The following is an 18,465-nucleotide window of genomic DNA, read 5'->3' on the forward strand; positions in this document are numbered from 1 at the left end:
AACCGCAGCGGGCACCGAACTGTGCCCGGGCGGAAAATAGAGCGTACCGCCGGCCGTCAGCACAGAGAGGGGCCCGGTTTTCGTGCCACATTTGGAAGAGCAAGAACTGTCATGGACTGACTTGGACCAGCGCGCGGTGGACACCGTCCGTGTGCTGGCTGCGGATGCGGTGGAGAAGGTCGGAAACGGCCACCCGGGAACGGCGATGAGCCTGGCTCCGGCCGCGTATTTGTTGTTCCAGAAGCTGATGCGCCACGATCCGGCGAACCCGGACTGGCTGGGCCGCGACCGGTTCATCCTGTCCCCCGGACACACGTCCCTGACCCTGTACATCCAGCTGTTCCTCTCCGGCTACGGCCTGGAGCTGAAGGACCTGGAGGCGCTGCGGACCTGGGGCTCGCTGACCCCGGGCCACCCGGAGTACAAGCACACCAAGGGTGTGGAGATCACCACCGGCCCGCTGGGCCAGGGCCTGGCCTCCGCGGTCGGCTTCGCCTATTCCCAGCGCCGGATGCGCGGCCTGTTCGACGCCGACGCTCCTGCCGGCACGAGCCCGTTCGATCACACCATCTGGGTGATCGCCTCCGACGGTGACCTGCAGGAAGGCGTCACCTCCGAGGCGTCCTCACTCGCCGGGCACCAGGAACTGGGCAACCTCGTGGTGATCTACGACGAGAACCACATCTCGATCGAGGACGACACCGATGTGGCGTTCACCGAGGACGTCCTGGCCCGCTACGAGGCCTACGGCTGGCACACCCAGCGGGTCGACTGGACCCGGACCGGCGAATACGTCGAAGACGTGAAGGAGCTGCACGCCGCACTGCTTGCCGCGAAGGCCGAAACCGGCAAGCCCTCCATCATCTCCCTGCGGACCATCATCGGGTACCCGGCGCCGAAGAAGCAGAACACCGGCAAGATCCACGGCTCCGCCCTGGGCGCTGAGGAAGTCGCGGCACTGAAGAAGGTCCTGGGCTTCGACCCGGAACGCGCCTTCCAGGTCGACGAGGACGTCCTGGCCCACGCCCGGGCCGTCCAGGACCGCGGCGCGGCCGCCCGCACCAACTGGCAGACCTCGTTCGAGGCGTGGCAGGCCGGCAACCCCGAGGCCGCTGCACTGCTGGAACGCGTCGAGGCGAAGAAGCTCCCGGGCGACTTCGAGGCCGCCCTGCCGGTCTTCGAGGCCGGCAAGGACGTCTCCACCCGGGCCGCCTCCGGGAAGGTCCTGAACGCGATCGGCCCGGTCATGCCCGAACTCTGGGGCGGCTCCGCCGACCTCGCGGAGTCGAACAACACCACGATCGAAGGCTCGCCCTCATTCATCCCCAAGTCCCGGTCCACCGCGGCGTGGAAGGGCAACCCCTACGGCCGGGTCCTGCACTTCGGCATCCGCGAGCACGCCGCGGCATCGATCGTGAACGGCATCTCCCTGCACGGGCGCACCCGGGCGTTCTCCGGAACGTTCCTGATCTTCTCCGACTACCAGCGCCCCGCGATCCGGCTCGGCGCCCTCATGGGCGTCCCGTCGCTGTACGTCTGGACGCACGACTCGATCGGCCTGGGCGAGGACGGCCCCACGCACCAGCCCGTCGAGCAGCTCGCCTCCCTGCGTGCCATCCCGGGCCTGGACGTCGTCCGCCCGGGCGACGCGAACGAGGTTGCCGCGGCCTGGAAGGCCATGCTGGAAAACCACGAAAACCCCGCCGGGATCGTCCTGACCCGGCAGAACATCCCCACGTACGCCCGCGGCACCGGCGTGGCCGACGGCGACACCTTCGGCTCCACGGCCGGCGTCGAGAAGGGCGGCTACGTCCTGGCTGAGGCGTCGAAGGACGGCAACACCGTCGACGCCCAGGTCATCCTGATCGGCACCGGCTCCGAGGTCCAGCTCGCCGTCAACGCCCGCGAAGCGCTGCAGGCCGAGGGCATCCCCACCCGCGTGGTGTCCATGCCCTGCGTGGAATGGTTCAACAAGCAGGACGCCGCCTACCGCGACGCCGTGCTGCCCCCGGCCGTGAAGGCACGCGTTTCGGTCGAGGCCGGACTGGCCCTGGGCTGGAAGGAATTCGTCGGCGACGCCGGCCGTTCCATCTCCCTGGAGCACTTCGGCGCGTCCGCGGACTACAAGCGCCTCTTCCAGGAATTCGGCATCACGGCAGAAGCAGTCGCCGCCGCCGCGAAGGAATCCCTCGCGCGGCCTCACCAACTGATCCACCACCACGGTTCCGGGGGACGTTGTGCCCCCGGAACCCATGATTTCCAGGAGTTATGAAATGACTACCCCCACCCAGCAGCTCTCCGACGCCGGCGTCTCGATCTGGCTCGATGACCTTTCCCGCGGCCGCCTGCAGACCGGCACCCTGCGCAAGCTGATCGAAGAGAAGAACGTCGTTGGCGTCACCACCAACCCGTCGATCTTCCACGCCGCCATCACCGCCGGCCACGACTACGACGCCGTGATCGCCGCCCAGGCCGCGGCCGGCGCCACCGTCGAGGAGACCGTCTTCGAAATCACCACCACCGACGTGGCCGACGCCTGCGACCTGTTCGCCCCCGTCGCGGCGGCCACCAAGGGCGTCGACGGCCGCGTCTCCATCGAGGTCGACCCCCGCCTGGCCTGGGACACCGCCGGCACCATCGCCGAAGCGAAGCACCTGTACAAGAAGGTCAACAAGGACAACGTCCTGATCAAGATCCCGGCAACCCTCGAAGGCCTCGAGGCGATCACCGCCACCCTGGCCGAGGGCATCAGCGTCAACGTGACCCTGATCTTCTCGCTGGAACGCTACCGCGCCGTGATCAACGCCTTCCAGTCCGGGCTCGAGCAGGCCAAGGACAACGGCCATGACCTGTCCACGATCCACTCGGTCGCGTCCTTCTTCGTCTCCCGCGTCGATGCCGAAATCGACAAGCGCCTCAATGCCATCGGCACCGAGGAAGCCAAGGCACTCAAGGGCAAGGCCGGCCTGGCCAACGCCCGCCTGGCCTACCAGGTCTACGAGGAGCTGTTCTCCACCGAACGCTGGGCCCTGCTGGCCGAGGCCGGCGCCCTGCCGCAGCGCCCGCTCTGGGCTTCCACCGGCGTGAAGGACCCGGCCTACCCGGATACCCTCTACGTCACCGAACTCGTCGCCCCCGGCGTCGTCAACACCATGCCGGAGAAGACGCTCGACGCGACGTTCGACCACGGCACCGTCACGGGCGACACCGTCACCCGCGGCTACGACGACGCCAACGCCACGCTGAACTCCCTCGACGCACTGGGGATTTCCTACAACGAGGTCGTCGCTCTGCTCGAATCCGAAGGCCTGGACAAGTTCGTGGCCAGCTGGAAGGAACTGCTGGGCGACGTCGAAGGCGCCCTGGCCTCTGCACGGAAGGCTTCCTAACCCACCATGAGCACACTCAGCTACGACGCCACCGGCGCAGCCCGCCAGGCACATGAGCAGCACCTCCCGGCACTGCTGGAAGACCGTATTGCCACCCGGATCTTCGCGAAGGACCACACCCTGTGGGGTCCGGACGCAGAGCAGGAATCCGCTGTCCGGCTGGGCTGGGTCGAGGCGGCCACCGTCTCCCAGCCGCTGGTCGGCGACATCCTCGAACTCCGCGACGCGCTGAAGGCCGAGGGCGTAACGCGGATCGTCCTCTGCGGCATGGGCGGTTCCTCCCTGGCGCCCGAAGTCATCGCGGGCACCGCTGGCGTCGAGCTGACTGTGCTGGACAGCACCGACCCCGAACAGGTCAGTGCCGCGGTGGCGGACCGGCTGGCCGAAACCGCAATCGTGGTTTCGTCCAAGTCCGGCTCCACCGTGGAAACCGATTCCCAGCGCCGGATCTTCGAGCAGGCGTTCACCGATGCCGGGCTCGACGCGAAGAGCCGCATCATCATCGTCACCGACCCGGGGTCGCCGCTGGACAAGGCCTCACGGGAGGCGGGCTACCGCGCCGTCTTCAATGCAGACCCCAACGTCGGCGGCCGCTTCTCGGCCCTGACCGCGTTCGGGCTGGTCCCGTGCGGGCTGGCCGGAGTGGACATCCAGGCTTTCCTGGATGAGGCCGAAGAAGCCGCCGAGATACTCAATGAGGACTCGGAGGAGAACATCGGTCTCGCCCTCGGCACCGCACTGGGCGGCACCACCCCGCTGCGCAACAAGATCGTCATCGCGGAGGACGGGTCCGGGATCGTGGGCTTCGCCGACTGGGCCGAACAGCTCATCGCCGAATCCACAGGCAAGCTCGGCACCGGCGTGCTGCCGGTCGTGGCCGGTCCTGCCTCCCCGGAGGCCACCCTGGGCGCTCCCGACGTCCTGGTCATCCGGCTCGTCGCGGCGGACGCCGACGTGCAGCTCGGCGAGAACGAGGTCGCCATTGCCGGCGGCCTGGCCACGCAGATGATGGTGTGGGAATTCGCCACCGCCGTGGCCGGCCGCCTGCTGGGCATCAACCCGTTCGACCAGCCCGATGTCGAGGCAGCTAAAATCGCTGCCCGCGGCCTGCTGGACGCACAGCCCGAACCGACACCGGCGAATTTCACCGACGGCGCCATCGAGGTCCGCGGCGGGGCATGGCTCGGCGACGCCGCCACCGCGGCAGAGGCCGTCGGCGCACTGCTCGCCGAACTCGGCCCGGACAACTACCTCAGCGTGCAGGCCTACTTCGACCGGCTCGCCTACGCCAGCTTCGAAGGCGTCCGGGACGAACTGGCCGCTGTCAGCGGACGCCCGGTCACCTTCGGCTGGGGCCCGCGGTTCCTGCACTCCACCGGCCAGTTCCACAAGGGCGGACCCGCGATCGGCGTCTTCCTGCAGGTCACGGCCGCGTCCGCGGCTGACCTGGCCATCCCGGACCGGCCGTTCACGTTCGGCGAGCTGATCTCGGCGCAGGCCGCGGGCGATGCCCAGGTCCTCTCCGAGCACGGCCGTCCGGTCCTCCGGCTGCACCTCACCGACCGCGCCGCGGGCGTGAAGCAGCTCCAGGAGCTCGTCACGTCCCTCGCCGGCCAGGCCGCATCCTCCACTGAAAGCTAAGGCACCCACGCAACCATGCCAGAAACCTACAACGGCGGCAGGAACACGGCCGGCCGGGGGCGCAATCCGCTCCGGGACCCCCGTGACCGCCGTCTGAACCGTATTGCCGGGCCGGCGTCGCTGGTCCTGTTCGGGGTGACCGGGGACCTCGCCCGCAAGAAGCTCATGCCGGCCGTGTATGACCTCGCCAACCGCGGGCTGCTGCCGCCGAGCTTCGCGTTGGTGGGCTTTGCCCGCCGCGAGTGGGAGAACGAGGACTTCGCGGCGGAGGTCAAGGAGTCCGTCAAAACCTACGCCCGCACCCCGTTCGATGAAACGGTCTGGAAGCAGCTCTCCGAGGGCATCCGCTTCGTGCAGGGCGAGTTCGACGACGACGAGGCGTTCAAGCGGCTCTCCGACACAATCGATGAACTCGACGAACAGCGCGGGACGCGGGGAAACCACGCGTTTTACCTCTCGATCCCGCCCAAGGCCTTCGAACAGGTCTGCCGCCAGCTCTCCAAGCACGGCCTGGCCCAGGCCGCGGGCGACAACTGGCGCCGCGTGGTGATCGAAAAGCCGTTCGGACACGACCTCGAATCGGCCCGCCAGCTCAACGACATCGTCGAGTCGGTGTTCCCGCCGGACGCGGTGTTCCGGATCGACCACTACCTGGGCAAGGAGACGGTGCAGAACATCCTGGCACTGCGCTTCGCCAACCAGCTCTTCGAGCCGCTCTGGAACGCCAACTATGTGGACCACGTCCAGATCACCATGGCCGAGGACATCGGCACCGGCGGCCGGGCCGGCTACTACGACGGCGTGGGCGCGGCCCGCGACGTAATCCAGAACCACCTGCTGCAGCTGCTGGCCCTGACAGCCATGGAGGAGCCAATCTCCTTCAACGCCGATGACCTGCGGGCCGAGAAGGAAAAGGTCCTCGCCGCCGTCAGGCTCCCCCACGACCTCTCCACCCACTCCGCCCGCGGTCAGTTCACCGGCGGCTGGCAGGGCGGCGAGGAAGTCCTCGGGTACCTGGAGGAAGAGGGCATCCCCGCCGATTCCAAGACCGAGACGTTCGCCGCGATCCGGGTGGACATCAACACCCGGCGCTGGTCCGGCGTGCCGTTCTACCTGCGTGCCGGAAAGCGGCTGGGGCGCCGGGTGACGGAGATCGCCGTCGTGTTCAAGCGCGCACCGAACCTGCTCTTCACCGACCACGGCGAGGACGACTTCGGCCAGAACGCCGTGGTGATCCGGGTCCAGCCCGACGAGGGCGCCACGATCCGGTTCGGCTCCAAGGTCCCGGGCACCCAGATGGAGGTCCGCGACGTCACCATGGACTTCGGCTACGGCCACTCCTTCACCGAGTCCAGCCCCGAAGCCTACGAACGCCTCATCCTGGACGTGCTCCTCGGCGAACCGCCGTTGTTCCCCCGGCACCAGGAAGTCGAGCTGTCCTGGAAGATCCTGGATCCCTTCGAGAACTACTGGGCCGGCCTCGACGAACAGCCCCAGCCCTACGCTCCCGGCAGCTGGGGCCCTGCCTCGGCCGACGAGCTCCTTGCCCGCGACGGACGAACCTGGAGAAGGCCATGATCGTAGATCTTCCCGACACCACCACCTCCAAGATCTCCAAGAAGATCATGGCCCTGCGGGAGCAGGGCGGCGTGATCGCCCTGGGCCGGGTCCTGACCCTTGTGGTCGTCACCCGCTCCGGGCTCGAAGAGGAAGCCATCGAGGCAGCCAACGAGGCCAGCCGCGAACACCCGTGCCGGATCATCGTCCTCGCCGACGCCGGTGCCTCGGCCCCGACCCGGCTGGATGCCCAGATCCGCGTCGGCGGCGACGCCGGGGCCTCCGAGGTGATCCTGCTCCGCGGTTACGGCGAACTCGCCGAGGAAAGCGAATCCCTCGTCGCGGCCCTGCTGCTCCCGGACGCCCCGATCGTGGCGTGGTGGCCGCACGGCGCACCCAGGAATGCGTGCCAGACCTCGATCGGGGGCATCGCGCACCGCCGGATCACCGACTCGGCCAACGAAGCGGACCCGGTCGCGGCGCTGGAAAACATCCGCCGCACCTACAAGGCCGGCGACACGGACCTGGCCTGGACCCGGCTGACCAACTGGCGCATCCAGCTGGCTGCGGTCCTGGACCAGGTGGACGACTCACCGGTGACGGCCGTGGCCGTCGAGGGCGCCTCGGACTCCCCCAGCACCGTGCTCCTCGCCGCCTGGCTCACCCTGGCCCTGGACGTTCCCGTGACGATCGTTGCGGATCCGGCCGGAACCGGCATCCGGCGCGTCCGGCTGACCCGGCCCGGCGGCGACATCCAGCTTTTCCGGCCCGGGCTCACCATTGCGGAACTGACCCAGCCCGGCCAGCCCGCGCAGCGGATCTCACTGCCCCGCCGCAGCCTCAAGGACTGCCTGGCCGAGGAACTCCGCCGCCTGGATCCGGACGAAGTCTTCGGTGAAGTGATTACTATGGGACTGCCGCGTACCAATCTAAGGAGTGTCCGTCCCAGTGAGCGCTGACCCGAGAGTAAGCATCCATCCTGATTCGACCGTTCTGATGGCTGCGATCGCAGCCCGCCTGATTACCAAGCTTGTGGATATCCAGGACCGGCACGGCGAGGCCACGGTGGTGCTTACCGGGGGAACAATGGGCATCGGCTCGCTCAAGGCCGTGGCCGAGTCGCCGGCGGCGCGGGCCGTCGACTGGTCCAAGGTGAATTTCTGGTGGGGGGACGAGCGCTTTGTGGCGGCAGACGACGCCGAGCGCAACGCCCGCCAGGCCCAGGACGCCCTCCTGTCCCATATCGGTGTTGATCCAGCGCGCGTCCATGTGCCCGGTTCCACCGATGACTTCGACAGCCCGGACGACGCGGCGGCCGACTATGCCCGCCGCCTCGCCGAGGCAGCGGCCGCCGAGCACGCCGCGGACATGTCCGACGACAGGCCGGAAATGCCGGCGCGGCTCCCCCGCCTGGACATTGTCCTCCTCGGCGTCGGGCCGGATGCGCACGTCGCCTCGCTCTTCCCGGAGCAAGCCGGCATCCGGGAGAAGGAACGGACTGTCGTGGGTGTCCACAACTCCCCCAAGCCGCCGCCGGCACGGGTGTCGCTGACGTTGCCGGCGATCAATACGGCTTCCGAGGTGTGGATGGTGGTGGCCGGTGACGACAAGGCCGGCGCCGTAGGGCTCGCCCTGGCCGGCGCCAATCCGGTGCAGGTTCCCGCGGCGGGGCCGCGCGGCCGCCGGGAAACCCTGTGGCTGATTGACGAGAACGCGGCCTCACGGGTCCCGGAGCAGCTCGTCCGGAAGGGTGCGTCCTGAGCGTAGCCGTTCCAGCGCTCCGGCCAGCACGTCTTCGGCGTCCTGGCTGGAGCGCCGCTCTTTAACGTATTCCAGGTGCGTCTTGAAGCCCTCTGTCGGTGCTTCCTCCAGGGCAAACTTTGATTCGTCGCGGGTTGCGGTGCCGCCGCAGCGCCGGCAGTCCCAGACGCCGGGGATCTGTTCCTCCGGCAACTGGGCGAACACGAGCGCGGTTTCATGGCCCTTGGCGCACCGGAAGGAGACACGAATACGGGGCTGGCGTACGCCGGCCCCGTTCAGTGGTTCATGGCGGGGAGATGCCCCCTCGGTGGCGCCCACGCGGATTCCCTTGAATCCGGAAGCAGAATGCAGCATCGGGAACTCCTGGCTACTTAGCTGGTGGAAGTGCAAGACGACAGCCACAGTGTAGTTCGTGAGTTCCCGATGCCGGGAGGGCCATAAGGACCCCATATGGAGTTTTCGGACGGGCGTCCTAGGAATCGGCGCCCGTGCTGAACCGCATGAGCAGGCCGAGGGCGATAATCACCACTCCCCAGGTGATTCCCAGGATGACGGTGAACCGGTTGAGGTTCCGTTCCGCGACCCCGGAGGAGCTCAGCCCCGAGCTCATGCCGCCGCCGAACATGTCGGACAGGCCGCCTCCGCGTCCCTTATGGAGCAGGATGAGCAACGTCAGCAGGAGGCTGGTGATGCCCAGGAGGACCTGCAGAATGACATGAAGAACGTCCACGACGGCCTTTCAGAAGGATTGGATTGCGGGGGTCAGGCTGTGTCCGGACTAATCCGTCAACAGGTGACTCTCGAACCTGACAATATTAGCAAACTCGGCAGCGTCCAGGCTGGCACCGCCGACCAGCAAGCCGTCGACGTCGCGCTCCTTGAGGATCGACGCCGCGTTGTTGGCCTTGACCGAGCCGCCGTAGAGCAGGCGGGTCTTGGCGGCCACGTCGGCTCCGAAGAGGGTGGACAGTTCGGCGCGGATGGCTGCGCACATTTCCTGCGCATCTTCCGGGCCCGCCACCTCGCCGGTGCCAATGGCCCACACGGGCTCGTAGGCGACCACGAGCTCGGCGGCCTGCTCCGGGGTGAGGCCTTCGACGCCGGCGCGCAGCTGGGCGAGGGTGTGGTCCACGTGGGTGCCGGCCTGCCGGATCTCCAGGCCTTCACCGACACAGAGGACCGGGGTGATGCCGTGCCGGAAGGCGGCCTTGGTCTTGGCGTTGAGCACGGCGTCGGACTCGTTGTGGATGGTGCGGCGTTCGCTGTGGCCAACCAGGACGTAGCTGCAGGCAAGCTTGGCGAGGAACTGGCCGGAAATGTCGCCCGTGTAGGCGCCGGAGTCGAACTGGGAGAGGTCCTGGCCGCCATAGACGACGGCGAGCTCGTCGCCCTGGACCAGCGTCTGAACGCCGCGGAGATCCGTGAACGGCGGGAAGACGGCGACCTCCACCCGGCTGTAGTCGTGCTTGGCGTCGGACAGGGTCCATGCCAGCTTCTGCAGGAGGGTGATGCCCTGGACGTGGTCCATGTTCATCTTCCAGTTGCCGGCGATGAAAGGCTTGCGGTCGAATTTACCGTTGGTTGACGTGGTCACGTGATCTCCAGGAGTTCTTGGTGTGTGGGAGCAGCCGGCAGGGTGCCCGTTCGCTGCGGAGGGCACCCTGCCGGCTCAAATGCCGGTGCTTTTAGCGGTCTGTGCTTCTAACGGTCGAGGACGCTCAGGCCGGGGAGTTCCTTGCCTTCAAGGTACTCCAGGCTTGCGCCGCCGCCGGTGGAAATGTGGCCGAACGCCTCATCGGCGAAGCCGAGGGTCCGGACCGCTGCCGCCGAGTCGCCGCCGCCAACGACGGTGAACGCGTCCGTCTCGGTCAGGGCCTGGGCGATGGCCCGGGTACCGCCGGCGAAGGCCGCGAATTCGAACACGCCCATGGGCCCGTTCCAGAACACGGTCTTGGCGCCCTTGATCCGTTCCGCGAACGCCGCTGCCGAGACCGGCCCGATGTCCAGCCCGATGCCCTGCGCTCCGAAGCTGCCCGACTCGATGGCGTCGGCGGCAACGGTCTCGTGCTCGGCATCGGCGGCGAACTTGCTCGCCACCACAACATCGGTGGGCACAACGAACTCGGTGCCGGCGTCGGCGGCCCGCTTCAGGTAGTCCTGGACGACCGGGATCTGGTCCTCTTCGAGCAGGCTGCCCGCGACCTTGTGACCCGCGGCGGCGAGGAAGGTGAACAGCATGCCGCCGCCCACCAGGATCGTGTCCGCCTTGCCCAGGAGGTTGTCGATGACAGCGAGCTTGTCGGAGACCTTGGAGCCGCCGAGGACAACGACGTAGGGCCGCTGGGTGTCGGTGGTGAGCTTGCGCAGCACCTCGACCTCCGTGCGGACGAGGTCACCCTGGTAGGACGGCAGCCGCGTGGCGACGTCGTACACGCTGGCGTGCTTGCGGTGCACGGCACCGAAGGCATCGTCGACGAACGCGCCGTTATCACCGGTGAGCGCGACGAGTTCGTCCGCGAAGGCGCCGCGTTCGGCGTCGTCCTTGGAGGTCTCCCGCGCGTCGAAGCGCACGTTTTCCAGGACCAGCACTTCGCCGTCCTGCAGCGCGGCGGAGAGCTCCTTGGCCGACTCGCCGACGGTGTCAGTGGCAAGTGAGACCTTGAACCCGGCAAGCTCGGCCAGCCGTGCGGCTGCGGGCTTGAGTGAGTATTTCTCTTCCGGGGCGCCCTTGGGGCGGCCGAGGTGTGCTGTAACCAGCACGCGGGCACCGGCGTCCGTGAGCTTCGCCAGCACTGGCAGGGAGGCCTTGATGCGGCCATCGTCAGTCACTGTAGAGCCGTCGAGCGGCACGTTCAGGTCACTTCTGACCAGAACGTACCGCCCGCGGACACCATCAGCGATCAGTTCGTTGAGGGTGTGAAATGTCATGAGTCTTACCCTAGCCCAGCTTGGACGCGACAAGCTCCGTGAGGTCCACGAGGCGGTTGGAGTAACCCCACTCGTTGTCATACCAGGACACAACCTTGACCTGGTCGCCGATCACCTTGGTCAGGCCGGAATCGAAGATGGACGATGCCGGGTCGCCGACGATGTCCGAGGAGACGATCGGCTCGTCGGTGTAGGTCAGCAGGCCCTTGAGCTCCTCGGTCTCCGACGCTGCCTTGAGGGCTGCGTTGACTTCGGCGACCGTGGTCTCGCGGGAGACCGTGACGGTCAGGTCAGTGGCGGAACCGGTGGGGACGGGCACGCGGATGGCGTAGCCGTCGAGCTTGCCCTTGAGTTCCGGCAGGACCAGGCCGATTGCCTTGGCGGCACCGGTGGAGGTGGGCACCATGTTGATGGCGGCGGCGCGGGCGCGGCGGAGGTCCTTGTGCGGGCCGTCCTGCAGGTTCTGGTCGGCGGTGTAGGCGTGGATGGTGGTCATCAGGCCACGCTCGATGCCGAAGGCGTCATTGATGACCTTGGCCAGCGGGCCGAGGCAGTTGGTGGTGCAGGAGGCGTTGGAGATGATGTGGTGCGTGGCGCTGTCGTACAGGCCGTCGTTGACGCCCATCACGATCGTGATGTCCTCATCCGACGCGGGGGCGGAGATCAGGACCTTCTTGGCGCCGGCGTCGATGTGCTTCTGCGCATCGGCGGCCTTGGTGAAGAAGCCGGTGGACTCGATGACGATGTCGACGCCGAGCTCGCCCCAGGGCAGCTTCGCGGGATCGCGTTCGGCCAGGACCTTGATGATGTTGCCGTCGACGACGATGTTGCCGTCTTTGACCTCGATGGTTTCGGCCAGGCGGCCGCCCACGGAGTCGTACTTAAAGAGGTGAGCGAGGGCTTCCGGGCTGGTGAGGTCGTTGACCGCAACGATCTCAAGGTCTGCGCCCTGCGCGAGGGCGGCGCGGAAGTAGTTGCGGCCGATACGGCCAAAGCCGTTGATGCCAATACGGGTCGTCACGTTTTCAGTCTCCTTGGTGCTCTTGCGAGCACGACTAGTTGAGAAGGCGTTCAAGCCAACTAACAGATCCCGCACGCCATTGGGCAGAGATAATTACCAGATCGGAGGGCGACCAGCCACATTGCTGAAGGCTAACCGCCTTCCGTGATCCATCTTACGTTTAACCGGGACTGCCCCCGCAAGTGCAGGGGCAGTCCGTCCACATTTCGGGCCGACCGGCCCGTAATGTGAGGTTTGTTACAAACGGAAGTCGATTCCGTCACCCCGTTCAGGGTAATGGGACCTGCCTAGAGGGTAATGAGGCCCGTCGCGTTCTTGCGGGCGGCGTCGAAGCGCTTGGCGACGTCGGCCCAGTTCACGATGTTCCAGAAGGCCTTGACGTAGTCAGCCTTGACGTTGACGTAGTCCAGGTAGAAAGCGTGCTCCCACATGTCCAGCATCAGCAGCGGGGTGGTGCCGAGTGCGACGTTGCCCTGCTGATCGTAGAGCTGCTCGATGACCAGGTTGCCGCCGATGGGTTCGTAGGCCAGGAAGCCCCAGCCGGAGCCCTGCAGGCCCAGCGCCGCGGCGCTGAACTGGGCACGGAATGCGTCGAACGAGCCGAAGGCGTCGTCAATGGCCGCGGCGAGCTCGCCCTCGGGCTTGTCGCCACCGTCCGGGGAGAGGTTCTTCCAGAAGACGGAGTGGTTGATGTGCCCGCCGGTGTGGAACGCGAGGTCCTTGGAGAGGCGGTTGATGTTGGCGAAGTCGCCCTTTTCGCGCGCCTCGGCCAGCTGGGCCAGGGCGTTGTTGGCGCCGGCCACGTAGGCGGCGTGGTGCTTGCTGTGGTGCAGCTCCATGATCTTCGCGGAGATGTGCGGTTCCAGCGCTGCGTAGTCATAGTCGAGCTGGGGCAGTACGTACTCGGTCACAAAATCCTCCAATGTCGTGGACGGGTTGTCCGGTTCGGTAACTCTCGGATTGTGCATCCGGATGCGGGCATCCGGAAAATTGCGGTGGGATCCAACGGCGACAACCCGCCGCGGCTCCCGGGTATTTCCATTCCCGGTATATTCCTGCTGTTGATTCTAGGGGCGGGCTAGTCGTCGAGCATTTCCGGCGTCACATTGGCTTCCGTGCCCGGGATGCCGAGGTCCTGGGCCCGTTTGTCCGCCATGGCCAGGAGCCGGCGGATCCGGCCGGCGATGGCGTCCTTGGTCATGACGGGGTCGGCGAGCCGGCCCAGCTCGTCCAGGCTGGCCTGCTTGTGCGCGACCCGGAGTTCACCGGCATACTTCAGGTGGTCAGGGACGTCGTCGCCCAGGATTTCCAGGGCCCGGTCCACCCGGGCGCCGGCGGCCACGGCGGCCTGCGCGGAACGGCGCAGGTTCGCGTCATCGAAGTTGGCCAGCCGGTTGGCCGTGGCCCGGACTTCCTTGCGCATGCGGCGTTCCTCCCAGACCATCAGGGCGTCGTGTGCACCCATGCGCGTGAGCAGCGCGGCGATCGTGTCGCCGTCGCGGATCACCACGCGGTCCACTCCCCTGACCTCGCGGGCCTTGGCCTGGATGCCCAGGCGGCGGGCGGCGCCGACGAGGGCCAGGGCCGATTCGGGGCCGGGGCAGGTGACTTCCATGGCCGAGGACCGGCCGGGCTCGGTGAGCGAGCCGTGGACCAGGAACGCGCCGCGCCAGACGGCTTCGGCGTCCGCCGCGGAGCCGTTGACCACTACCGACGGAAGGCCGCGCACGGGGCGGCCCCGCGCGTCCAGCAGTCCGGTCTGGCGGGCGAGGGCCTCACCGTCGCGCACCACCCGCACCACATAGCGGCTGCCGCGGCGCAGGCCGCCGCCGGAGACGACGATGATCTCGCTCTGGTGGCCGTACACCTCGGCGATGGCGGCGCGCAGCCGCCGGGCGGTCGATGCGAGGTCGACTTCGGCCTCGATCACAATCCGGCCCGAGATGATGTGCAGCCCGCCGGCGAAGCGGAGCATGGCCGAGACCTCGGCCTTGCGGACTGAGGACTTCTTGATATCCAGACGGGAAAGTTCTTCCTTGACTGATGCTGTCAGTGCCATGGCACCTTTCCTAACTATTCCCGAAAATATCGTGATACGCCGTCGCCAGCCGCAACGGATCGTGGACCGGACGGCGACCAGACGCCCCCACTTTACCCAAGACCACCTCGGCGCCGAGCATTCCTGCCGCCGCCTCGAAGTCGGGCAGGTTCTGCACCGACGCCGGATCGGCCAGGATGACGTCGATCGTGAACTCCGGCGCGTACTCGCGCAGCACCCGGAGGTGGTCGGCGGCGGTCATGCCGGCGGTCTCCTTGGTATCTGTGGCCAGGTTCATGGTCAGGCACCGGCGGGCGGCCGTGTTGGCGAGGGCCTCGCGCATTTCGGGCAGCAACAGGTGCGGCAGAACGGACGTGTACCAGGAGCCCGGGCCGAGGATCACCCAGTCTGCCAGCTCGATCGCCGTCAGTGCCTCCGTGCAGGCCGGAGCGTTCTCAGGCAAGAGCCGGACGTGCTCCAGGGACCCTGCCACCGCGCACTTGGCCTGGCCGGTGAGGGTCTGCAGTGCCGTCGCTCCGTCCGGGGCGGTGACCCGGACCTGGCCCTCGATGGTCAGCGGGACGCTGGACATCGGCAGGACTTCGCCGCGGGCGCCGAGCAGGGCGCCGGCCCACTTCAGGCCCGCGACGGTGTCACCCAGGAGCTCCCAGAGCGTGACGATCAGGAGGTTGCCCATCGCGTGTTCATCGAGGGAGCCGCCGCGGCCTTTGCCCGGCGCGAAACGGTGCTGCATGACGTCCCGCCATGTGCGGCCCCAGTCGGTGTCGTCACACAGCGCGGACAGGGCCATCCGCAGATCACCGGGCGGCAGGACCCCGTACTCCTCGCGGAGCCGGCCGGAGGAGCCGCCGTCGTCCGCGACCGTGACGATCGCGGTGAGCTCGGAGGTCAGCAGGCGCAGGGCCGACAGCGAGGCGGAGAGACCGTGGCCGCCGCCGAGCGCGACGACGGAGGGTCCTTTGTCCTGCTGGCTGGCGAAGGCCGCGCTGGCGGGCGGGACAAGGGGCAGCGGGCCGGTCAGCAGCGCCATTACTCGCGGCCCAAGTCCCGGTGCGTCGTGGTCACGGTGACGCGCGGATATTGCGCCAGCCTCCGTGAGAGTTCGACGGCGACCGCCACGGAACGGTGCTTGCCGCCGGTGCAGCCCACGGCGATGGTGGCGTAGTGCTTGTTCTCCCGCCGGTACCCGTCCAGGACCGGTTCGAGGGCCAGCACGTAGCGTTCCACGAAGTCGCTGACGCCCTGGGCCTCCAGCACGTAACCGCTGACGTCCTTGTCCAGCCCGGTGTGCGGGCGCAACTGCGGCACCCAGTGCGGGTTGGGGATGAAGCGGGCATCGGCCACGAAGTTGGCATCGACCGGGAGCCCGTACTTGAAGCCGAAGCTCATGACGTTCAGCCGCAGCGCCACCGGCCCGGTCTCGCTGAAGAGTTCGGTGATGGCGGTGGCGAGGCCATGGACGTTGAGGGAGGACGTGTCCAGGACGATGTCGGCGGTGTCCTTCAATTCACGCACCAGCTCGCGTTCGGCGGCGATGCCGTCGAGGATCCGGCCGCCGCCCTGGAGCGGGTGGGGCCTGCGGCCCTGCTCGAAGCGCCGCACCAGGACGTCGTCGTTGGCGTCGAGGAACAGCACGCGGAAGCTCACGCCCGTGGCTTCCAGGGCGCGGAGCGCCGCGCGCATGTCGACGAACAGTTCCTTGCTCCGGACGTCCATCACGACGGCGAGCTTGGACATCGAGTGCGGAGTCCGGGACACCAGTTCGGCGAGCGTGCCGAGCATCTGCGGCGGCAGGTTCTCCACGACATACCAGCCATGGTCCTCAAGGGCGTCCGAGGCGGTGCTGCGGCCGGCTCCCGACATTCCGGTCACCACGAGCAGTTCAGCCTCGACGGGTTTGACGGGTGTCATGCCGTCCGCATCCGTCTCGGATCCTGCCGTCGACTCTGCCATCAGTGAAGCCCCATCTCTGCCTGTGCGATTTGCTGTTCCGTCAGGTTTGCGCGCCGGCCGCGGTGATGCCGCGGCCGTGCCGTACCCAAGTCTTTACCCTAGCTAAGTTTGGCGGCGCTAGCTAAGTGTCGAGGATTTCGCCGGTGGTCATGTTGACGGCAGGAACCGTGGCGGCTTCCTCGAGGCCGCCGGCAGTGAAGTGCCGGACGATCGAGGCGGCCAGGGAGGGGCCGATCCCCTTGGCACCGGTGAGTTCCTCCTGCGTCGCGGCCTTGATCGCCTTGACGGAGCCGAACTCGGCCAGGAGGGCCTTGCGTTTGGACTCGCCCAGCCCGGGCACGCTGTCCAGCGCGGACACCGTCATGGCCTTGCCGCGCTTTTGCCGGTGGAAGCTGATGGCGAAGCGGTGGGCCTCGTCGCGGATCCGCTGCAGCAGATACAGGCCGGCGGAGGCGCGCGGCAGGATCACCGGGAAGTCGCTGTCCGGCAGCCACACTTCCTCGAGCCGTTTTGCCAGGCCGACCACATAGACGTCCTCGATGCCCAGCTCTTCCAGCGCCCGCGCGGCGGCATTGACCTGCGGTTTGCCGCCGTCGACGACGACAAGGTTGGGCGGGTAGGCGAATTTGCTCCGCGGCGCCGGCGTCGTGGAGTCCGCGACCGCCGCGGCAGTTGCCGCGTCCAGGGCCGCCTGGTGCGCCGGTTTGGCCGCGGCCGCCGCGTGCTCGTTTTTCTCCTGGAGATAGTGCCGGAACCGGCGGGTCAGCACATCGTGCATGGCCGCCGTGTCGTCGGTGGCGGCGGCTCCGGTCACGGCGAACTTCCGGTAGTCGGACTTTTTCGGCAGGCCGTCCTCGACCACCACCATGGACCCGACCACGTTGGTGCCCTGGACGTGCGAGATGTCGAAGCACTCGATCCGCAGCAGCGCCACGGGAAGCTCGAGCGCCTCCTGGATTTCCTGCAGGGCCTGGGAGCGCATGGTGAGGTCGCCGGCACGCCGGGATTTATGGAGTTTGAGGGCGTGCTCGGCGTTTTCACGGACCGTGGACAGGAGGGCGGCCTTGTCGCCGCGCTGGGGGACGCGGATGTCCACCCGAGCCCCGCGCAGGCCGCTGAGCCATTGTGCGAGCTCGGGGCCGTTGCTGGGTTCGGTGGGCACCAGCACTTCCCGGGGCAACCTGCCCTGCAGCCCGGCTTCCTCGCCATAGACCTGCTGGAGCAGGTGTTCGACCAGTTCCGGGGTGGTGGAGTCCTCGACCTTTTCCACCACCCAGCCGCGCTGGCCGCGGATCCGTCCGCCGCGGACGTGGAAGACCTGGACGGCGGCCTCGAGTTCGTCTTCGTGCAGGGCGAAAACGTCGGCGTCCGTGCCCTCGGCCAGGACGACGGCGTTCCGTTCGAAGACCTTCTTCAGGGCCACGATGTCGTCCCGGAGCCGGGCCGCGCGTTCATAGTCGAGCTCGGCGACTGCCGCGGCCATCTCCCGTTCCAGCCGGTTGACGAAGGGCTTGGCTTCGCCGCCCATGAACGTGCAGAAATCCTCGGCCAGGGCGCGGTGGTCCGCAGCGGAGATCCGGCCGACGCACGGCGCGGAGCATTTGTCGATGTAGCCGAGCAGGCAGGGCCGGCCGCTGGCTTCGGCGCGTTTCAGCACCCCGGGACTGCAGCTGCGCACCGGGAAGACGCGCAGCAGGGTGTCCATGGTGTCCCGGATCGCGCCTGCGGTGTACGGGCCGAAGTACCGGGTCCCCTTGCGCCGGTCGCCGCGCAGCACCTGGACGCGAGGGTACTTCTCCCCCATCGTCACGGCGAGGTAAGGGTAGCTTTTGTCGTCCCTGAACATCACGTTGAAGCGGGGCGTGAATTCCTTGATCCAGGTGTATTCCAGCTGCAGCGACTCGAGCTCGCTGCCCACCACGGTCCATTCGACGCTGCTGGCCGTGTGCACCATCGCGTAGGTTTTGGGCATGAGCCCGGCGGGGTTGGCGAAGTAGGTGTTCAGCCGGGCACGGAGGTTTTTGGCTTTGCCGACGTAGATGACCCGGCCGTGCGGATCGCGGAAGCGGTACACGCCCGGATTGGTCGGAATTTCACCCGTCTGGGGTCGGTAACTCGCTGGATCTGCCACAGATCAAGTCTACTGAGCCGCCGGC

At 67.7% G+C, this 18,465-nt stretch carries 16 protein-coding genes; 6 read left to right on the forward strand and 10 right to left on the reverse strand.

Going from position 1 to position 18,465, the window contains the following annotated elements:
- The first annotated feature begins 91 nt into the window (after positions 1-91).
- Genes tkt through pgl form a run of 6 tightly spaced genes read left to right on the forward strand, consistent with a single transcriptional unit; the run spans position 92 to position 8,348 of the window.
- The gene (gene tkt, locus ABH915_RS12370; protein ID WP_370124995.1) at positions 92-2,272 is read left to right on the forward strand and encodes a transketolase; all 2,181 of its coding nucleotides are present in this window, start codon (positions 92-94) and stop codon (positions 2,270-2,272) included.
- 1 nt (position 2,273) lies between these two features.
- On the forward strand, positions 2,274-3,389 hold the full coding sequence (gene tal, locus ABH915_RS12375; RefSeq protein WP_018772988.1) for a transaldolase: 1,116 nt from the start codon (positions 2,274-2,276) through the stop codon (positions 3,387-3,389).
- 6 nt (positions 3,390-3,395) lie between these two features.
- Entirely contained in the window at positions 3,396-5,030 is a 1,635-nt protein-coding gene (locus ABH915_RS12380) for a glucose-6-phosphate isomerase (RefSeq protein WP_370121653.1), read from the forward strand.
- A gap of 15 nt (positions 5,031-5,045) precedes the next feature.
- Positions 5,046-6,608: a glucose-6-phosphate dehydrogenase gene (gene zwf, locus ABH915_RS12385; protein WP_018772990.1), complete on the forward strand. Its 1,563-nt coding sequence runs from the start codon at positions 5,046-5,048 to the stop codon at positions 6,606-6,608.
- Positions 6,605-7,546, forward strand: coding sequence for a glucose-6-phosphate dehydrogenase assembly protein OpcA (locus tag ABH915_RS12390; protein WP_018772991.1), 942 nt, complete (start codon positions 6,605-6,607; stop codon positions 7,544-7,546). The genes zwf and ABH915_RS12390 overlap by 4 nt, the downstream gene beginning before the upstream one ends.
- The gene (gene pgl, locus ABH915_RS12395; RefSeq protein ID WP_026266348.1) at positions 7,536-8,348 is read left to right on the forward strand and encodes a 6-phosphogluconolactonase; all 813 of its coding nucleotides are present in this window, start codon (positions 7,536-7,538) and stop codon (positions 8,346-8,348) included. The genes ABH915_RS12390 and pgl overlap by 11 nt, the downstream gene beginning before the upstream one ends.
- Here the strand turns inward: pgl and ABH915_RS12400 are convergent.
- From ABH915_RS12400 to uvrC, 10 genes are all read right to left on the reverse strand, one after another.
- The gene (locus ABH915_RS12400) at positions 8,307-8,702 is read right to left on the reverse strand and encodes an RNA polymerase-binding protein RbpA (protein WP_018772993.1); all 396 of its coding nucleotides are present in this window, start codon (positions 8,700-8,702) and stop codon (positions 8,307-8,309) included. The genes pgl and ABH915_RS12400 overlap by 42 nt on opposite strands.
- 118 nt (positions 8,703-8,820) lie before the next feature.
- A complete protein-coding gene (gene secG / locus ABH915_RS12405) occupies positions 8,821-9,078 on the reverse strand; it encodes a preprotein translocase subunit SecG (RefSeq protein ID WP_018772994.1) in 258 nt (85 codons plus the stop codon).
- A gap of 48 nt (positions 9,079-9,126) precedes the next feature.
- Positions 9,127-9,942 carry a triose-phosphate isomerase gene (gene tpiA, locus ABH915_RS12410; RefSeq protein WP_018772995.1) on the reverse strand — a complete coding sequence of 272 codons (816 nt, stop codon included), beginning with the start codon at positions 9,940-9,942 and terminating at the stop codon, positions 9,127-9,129.
- Between the two features lie 107 nt (positions 9,943-10,049).
- The gene (pgk, locus tag ABH915_RS12415; protein WP_018772996.1) at positions 10,050-11,276 is read right to left on the reverse strand and encodes a phosphoglycerate kinase; all 1,227 of its coding nucleotides are present in this window, start codon (positions 11,274-11,276) and stop codon (positions 10,050-10,052) included.
- A gap of 10 nt (positions 11,277-11,286) precedes the next feature.
- Complete coding sequence (gap, locus tag ABH915_RS12420; protein WP_018772997.1) at positions 11,287-12,297, reverse strand: type I glyceraldehyde-3-phosphate dehydrogenase; 1,011 nt, start codon at positions 12,295-12,297, stop codon at positions 11,287-11,289.
- A 287-nt stretch (positions 12,298-12,584) separates the two neighbouring features.
- On the reverse strand, positions 12,585-13,208 hold the full coding sequence (locus ABH915_RS12425; protein ID WP_018772998.1) for a superoxide dismutase: 624 nt from the start codon (positions 13,206-13,208) through the stop codon (positions 12,585-12,587).
- Positions 13,209-13,375: 167 nt separating this feature from the next.
- Positions 13,376-14,356, reverse strand: a complete 981-nt coding sequence (whiA, locus tag ABH915_RS12430) for a DNA-binding protein WhiA (protein WP_018772999.1) — start codon at positions 14,354-14,356, stop codon at positions 13,376-13,378.
- A 10-nt stretch (positions 14,357-14,366) separates the two neighbouring features.
- Complete coding sequence (gene yvcK / locus ABH915_RS12435) at positions 14,367-15,386, reverse strand: uridine diphosphate-N-acetylglucosamine-binding protein YvcK (RefSeq protein WP_018773000.1); 1,020 nt, start codon at positions 15,384-15,386, stop codon at positions 14,367-14,369.
- The gene (rapZ, locus tag ABH915_RS12440; RefSeq protein ID WP_370121665.1) at positions 15,386-16,309 is read right to left on the reverse strand and encodes an RNase adapter RapZ; all 924 of its coding nucleotides are present in this window, start codon (positions 16,307-16,309) and stop codon (positions 15,386-15,388) included. Before rapZ ends, yvcK begins: the two co-directional genes overlap by 1 nt.
- A gap of 121 nt (positions 16,310-16,430) precedes the next feature.
- Positions 16,431-18,440, reverse strand: a complete 2,010-nt coding sequence (uvrC, locus tag ABH915_RS12445; RefSeq protein WP_370121668.1) for an excinuclease ABC subunit UvrC — start codon at positions 18,438-18,440, stop codon at positions 16,431-16,433.
- Positions 18,441-18,465: the final 25 nt, after the last annotated feature.

The organism is Arthrobacter sp. MW3 TE3886 (assembly GCF_041262145.1).
In the GTDB taxonomy this organism is placed as follows: domain Bacteria; phylum Actinomycetota; class Actinomycetes; order Actinomycetales; family Micrococcaceae; genus Arthrobacter.

Excerpts from the sequence above, each read along its gene's own strand:
- whiA (WP_018772999.1), bottom strand. The coding sequence starts at position 14,356 with ATGGCACTGACAGCATCAGTCAAGGAAGAACTTTCCCGTCTGGATATC.
- ABH915_RS12400 (WP_018772993.1), bottom strand. The coding sequence starts at position 8,702 with ATGCTGCATTCTGCTTCCGGATTCAAGGGAATCCGCGTGGGCGCCACC.
- pgk (WP_018772996.1), bottom strand. The coding sequence starts at position 11,276 with ATGACATTTCACACCCTCAACGAACTGATCGCTGATGGTGTCCGCGGG.
- rapZ (WP_370121665.1), bottom strand. The coding sequence starts at position 16,309 with ATGGCAGAGTCGACGGCAGGATCCGAGACGGATGCGGACGGCATGACA.
- ABH915_RS12390 (WP_018772991.1), top strand. The coding sequence starts at position 6,605 with ATGATCGTAGATCTTCCCGACACCACCACCTCCAAGATCTCCAAGAAG.
- tal (WP_018772988.1), top strand. The coding sequence starts at position 2,274 with ATGACTACCCCCACCCAGCAGCTCTCCGACGCCGGCGTCTCGATCTGG.
- yvcK (WP_018773000.1), bottom strand. The coding sequence starts at position 15,386 with ATGGCGCTGCTGACCGGCCCGCTGCCCCTTGTCCCGCCCGCCAGCGCG.
- zwf (WP_018772990.1), top strand. The coding sequence starts at position 5,046 with ATGCCAGAAACCTACAACGGCGGCAGGAACACGGCCGGCCGGGGGCGC.
- ABH915_RS12380 (WP_370121653.1), top strand. The coding sequence starts at position 3,396 with ATGAGCACACTCAGCTACGACGCCACCGGCGCAGCCCGCCAGGCACAT.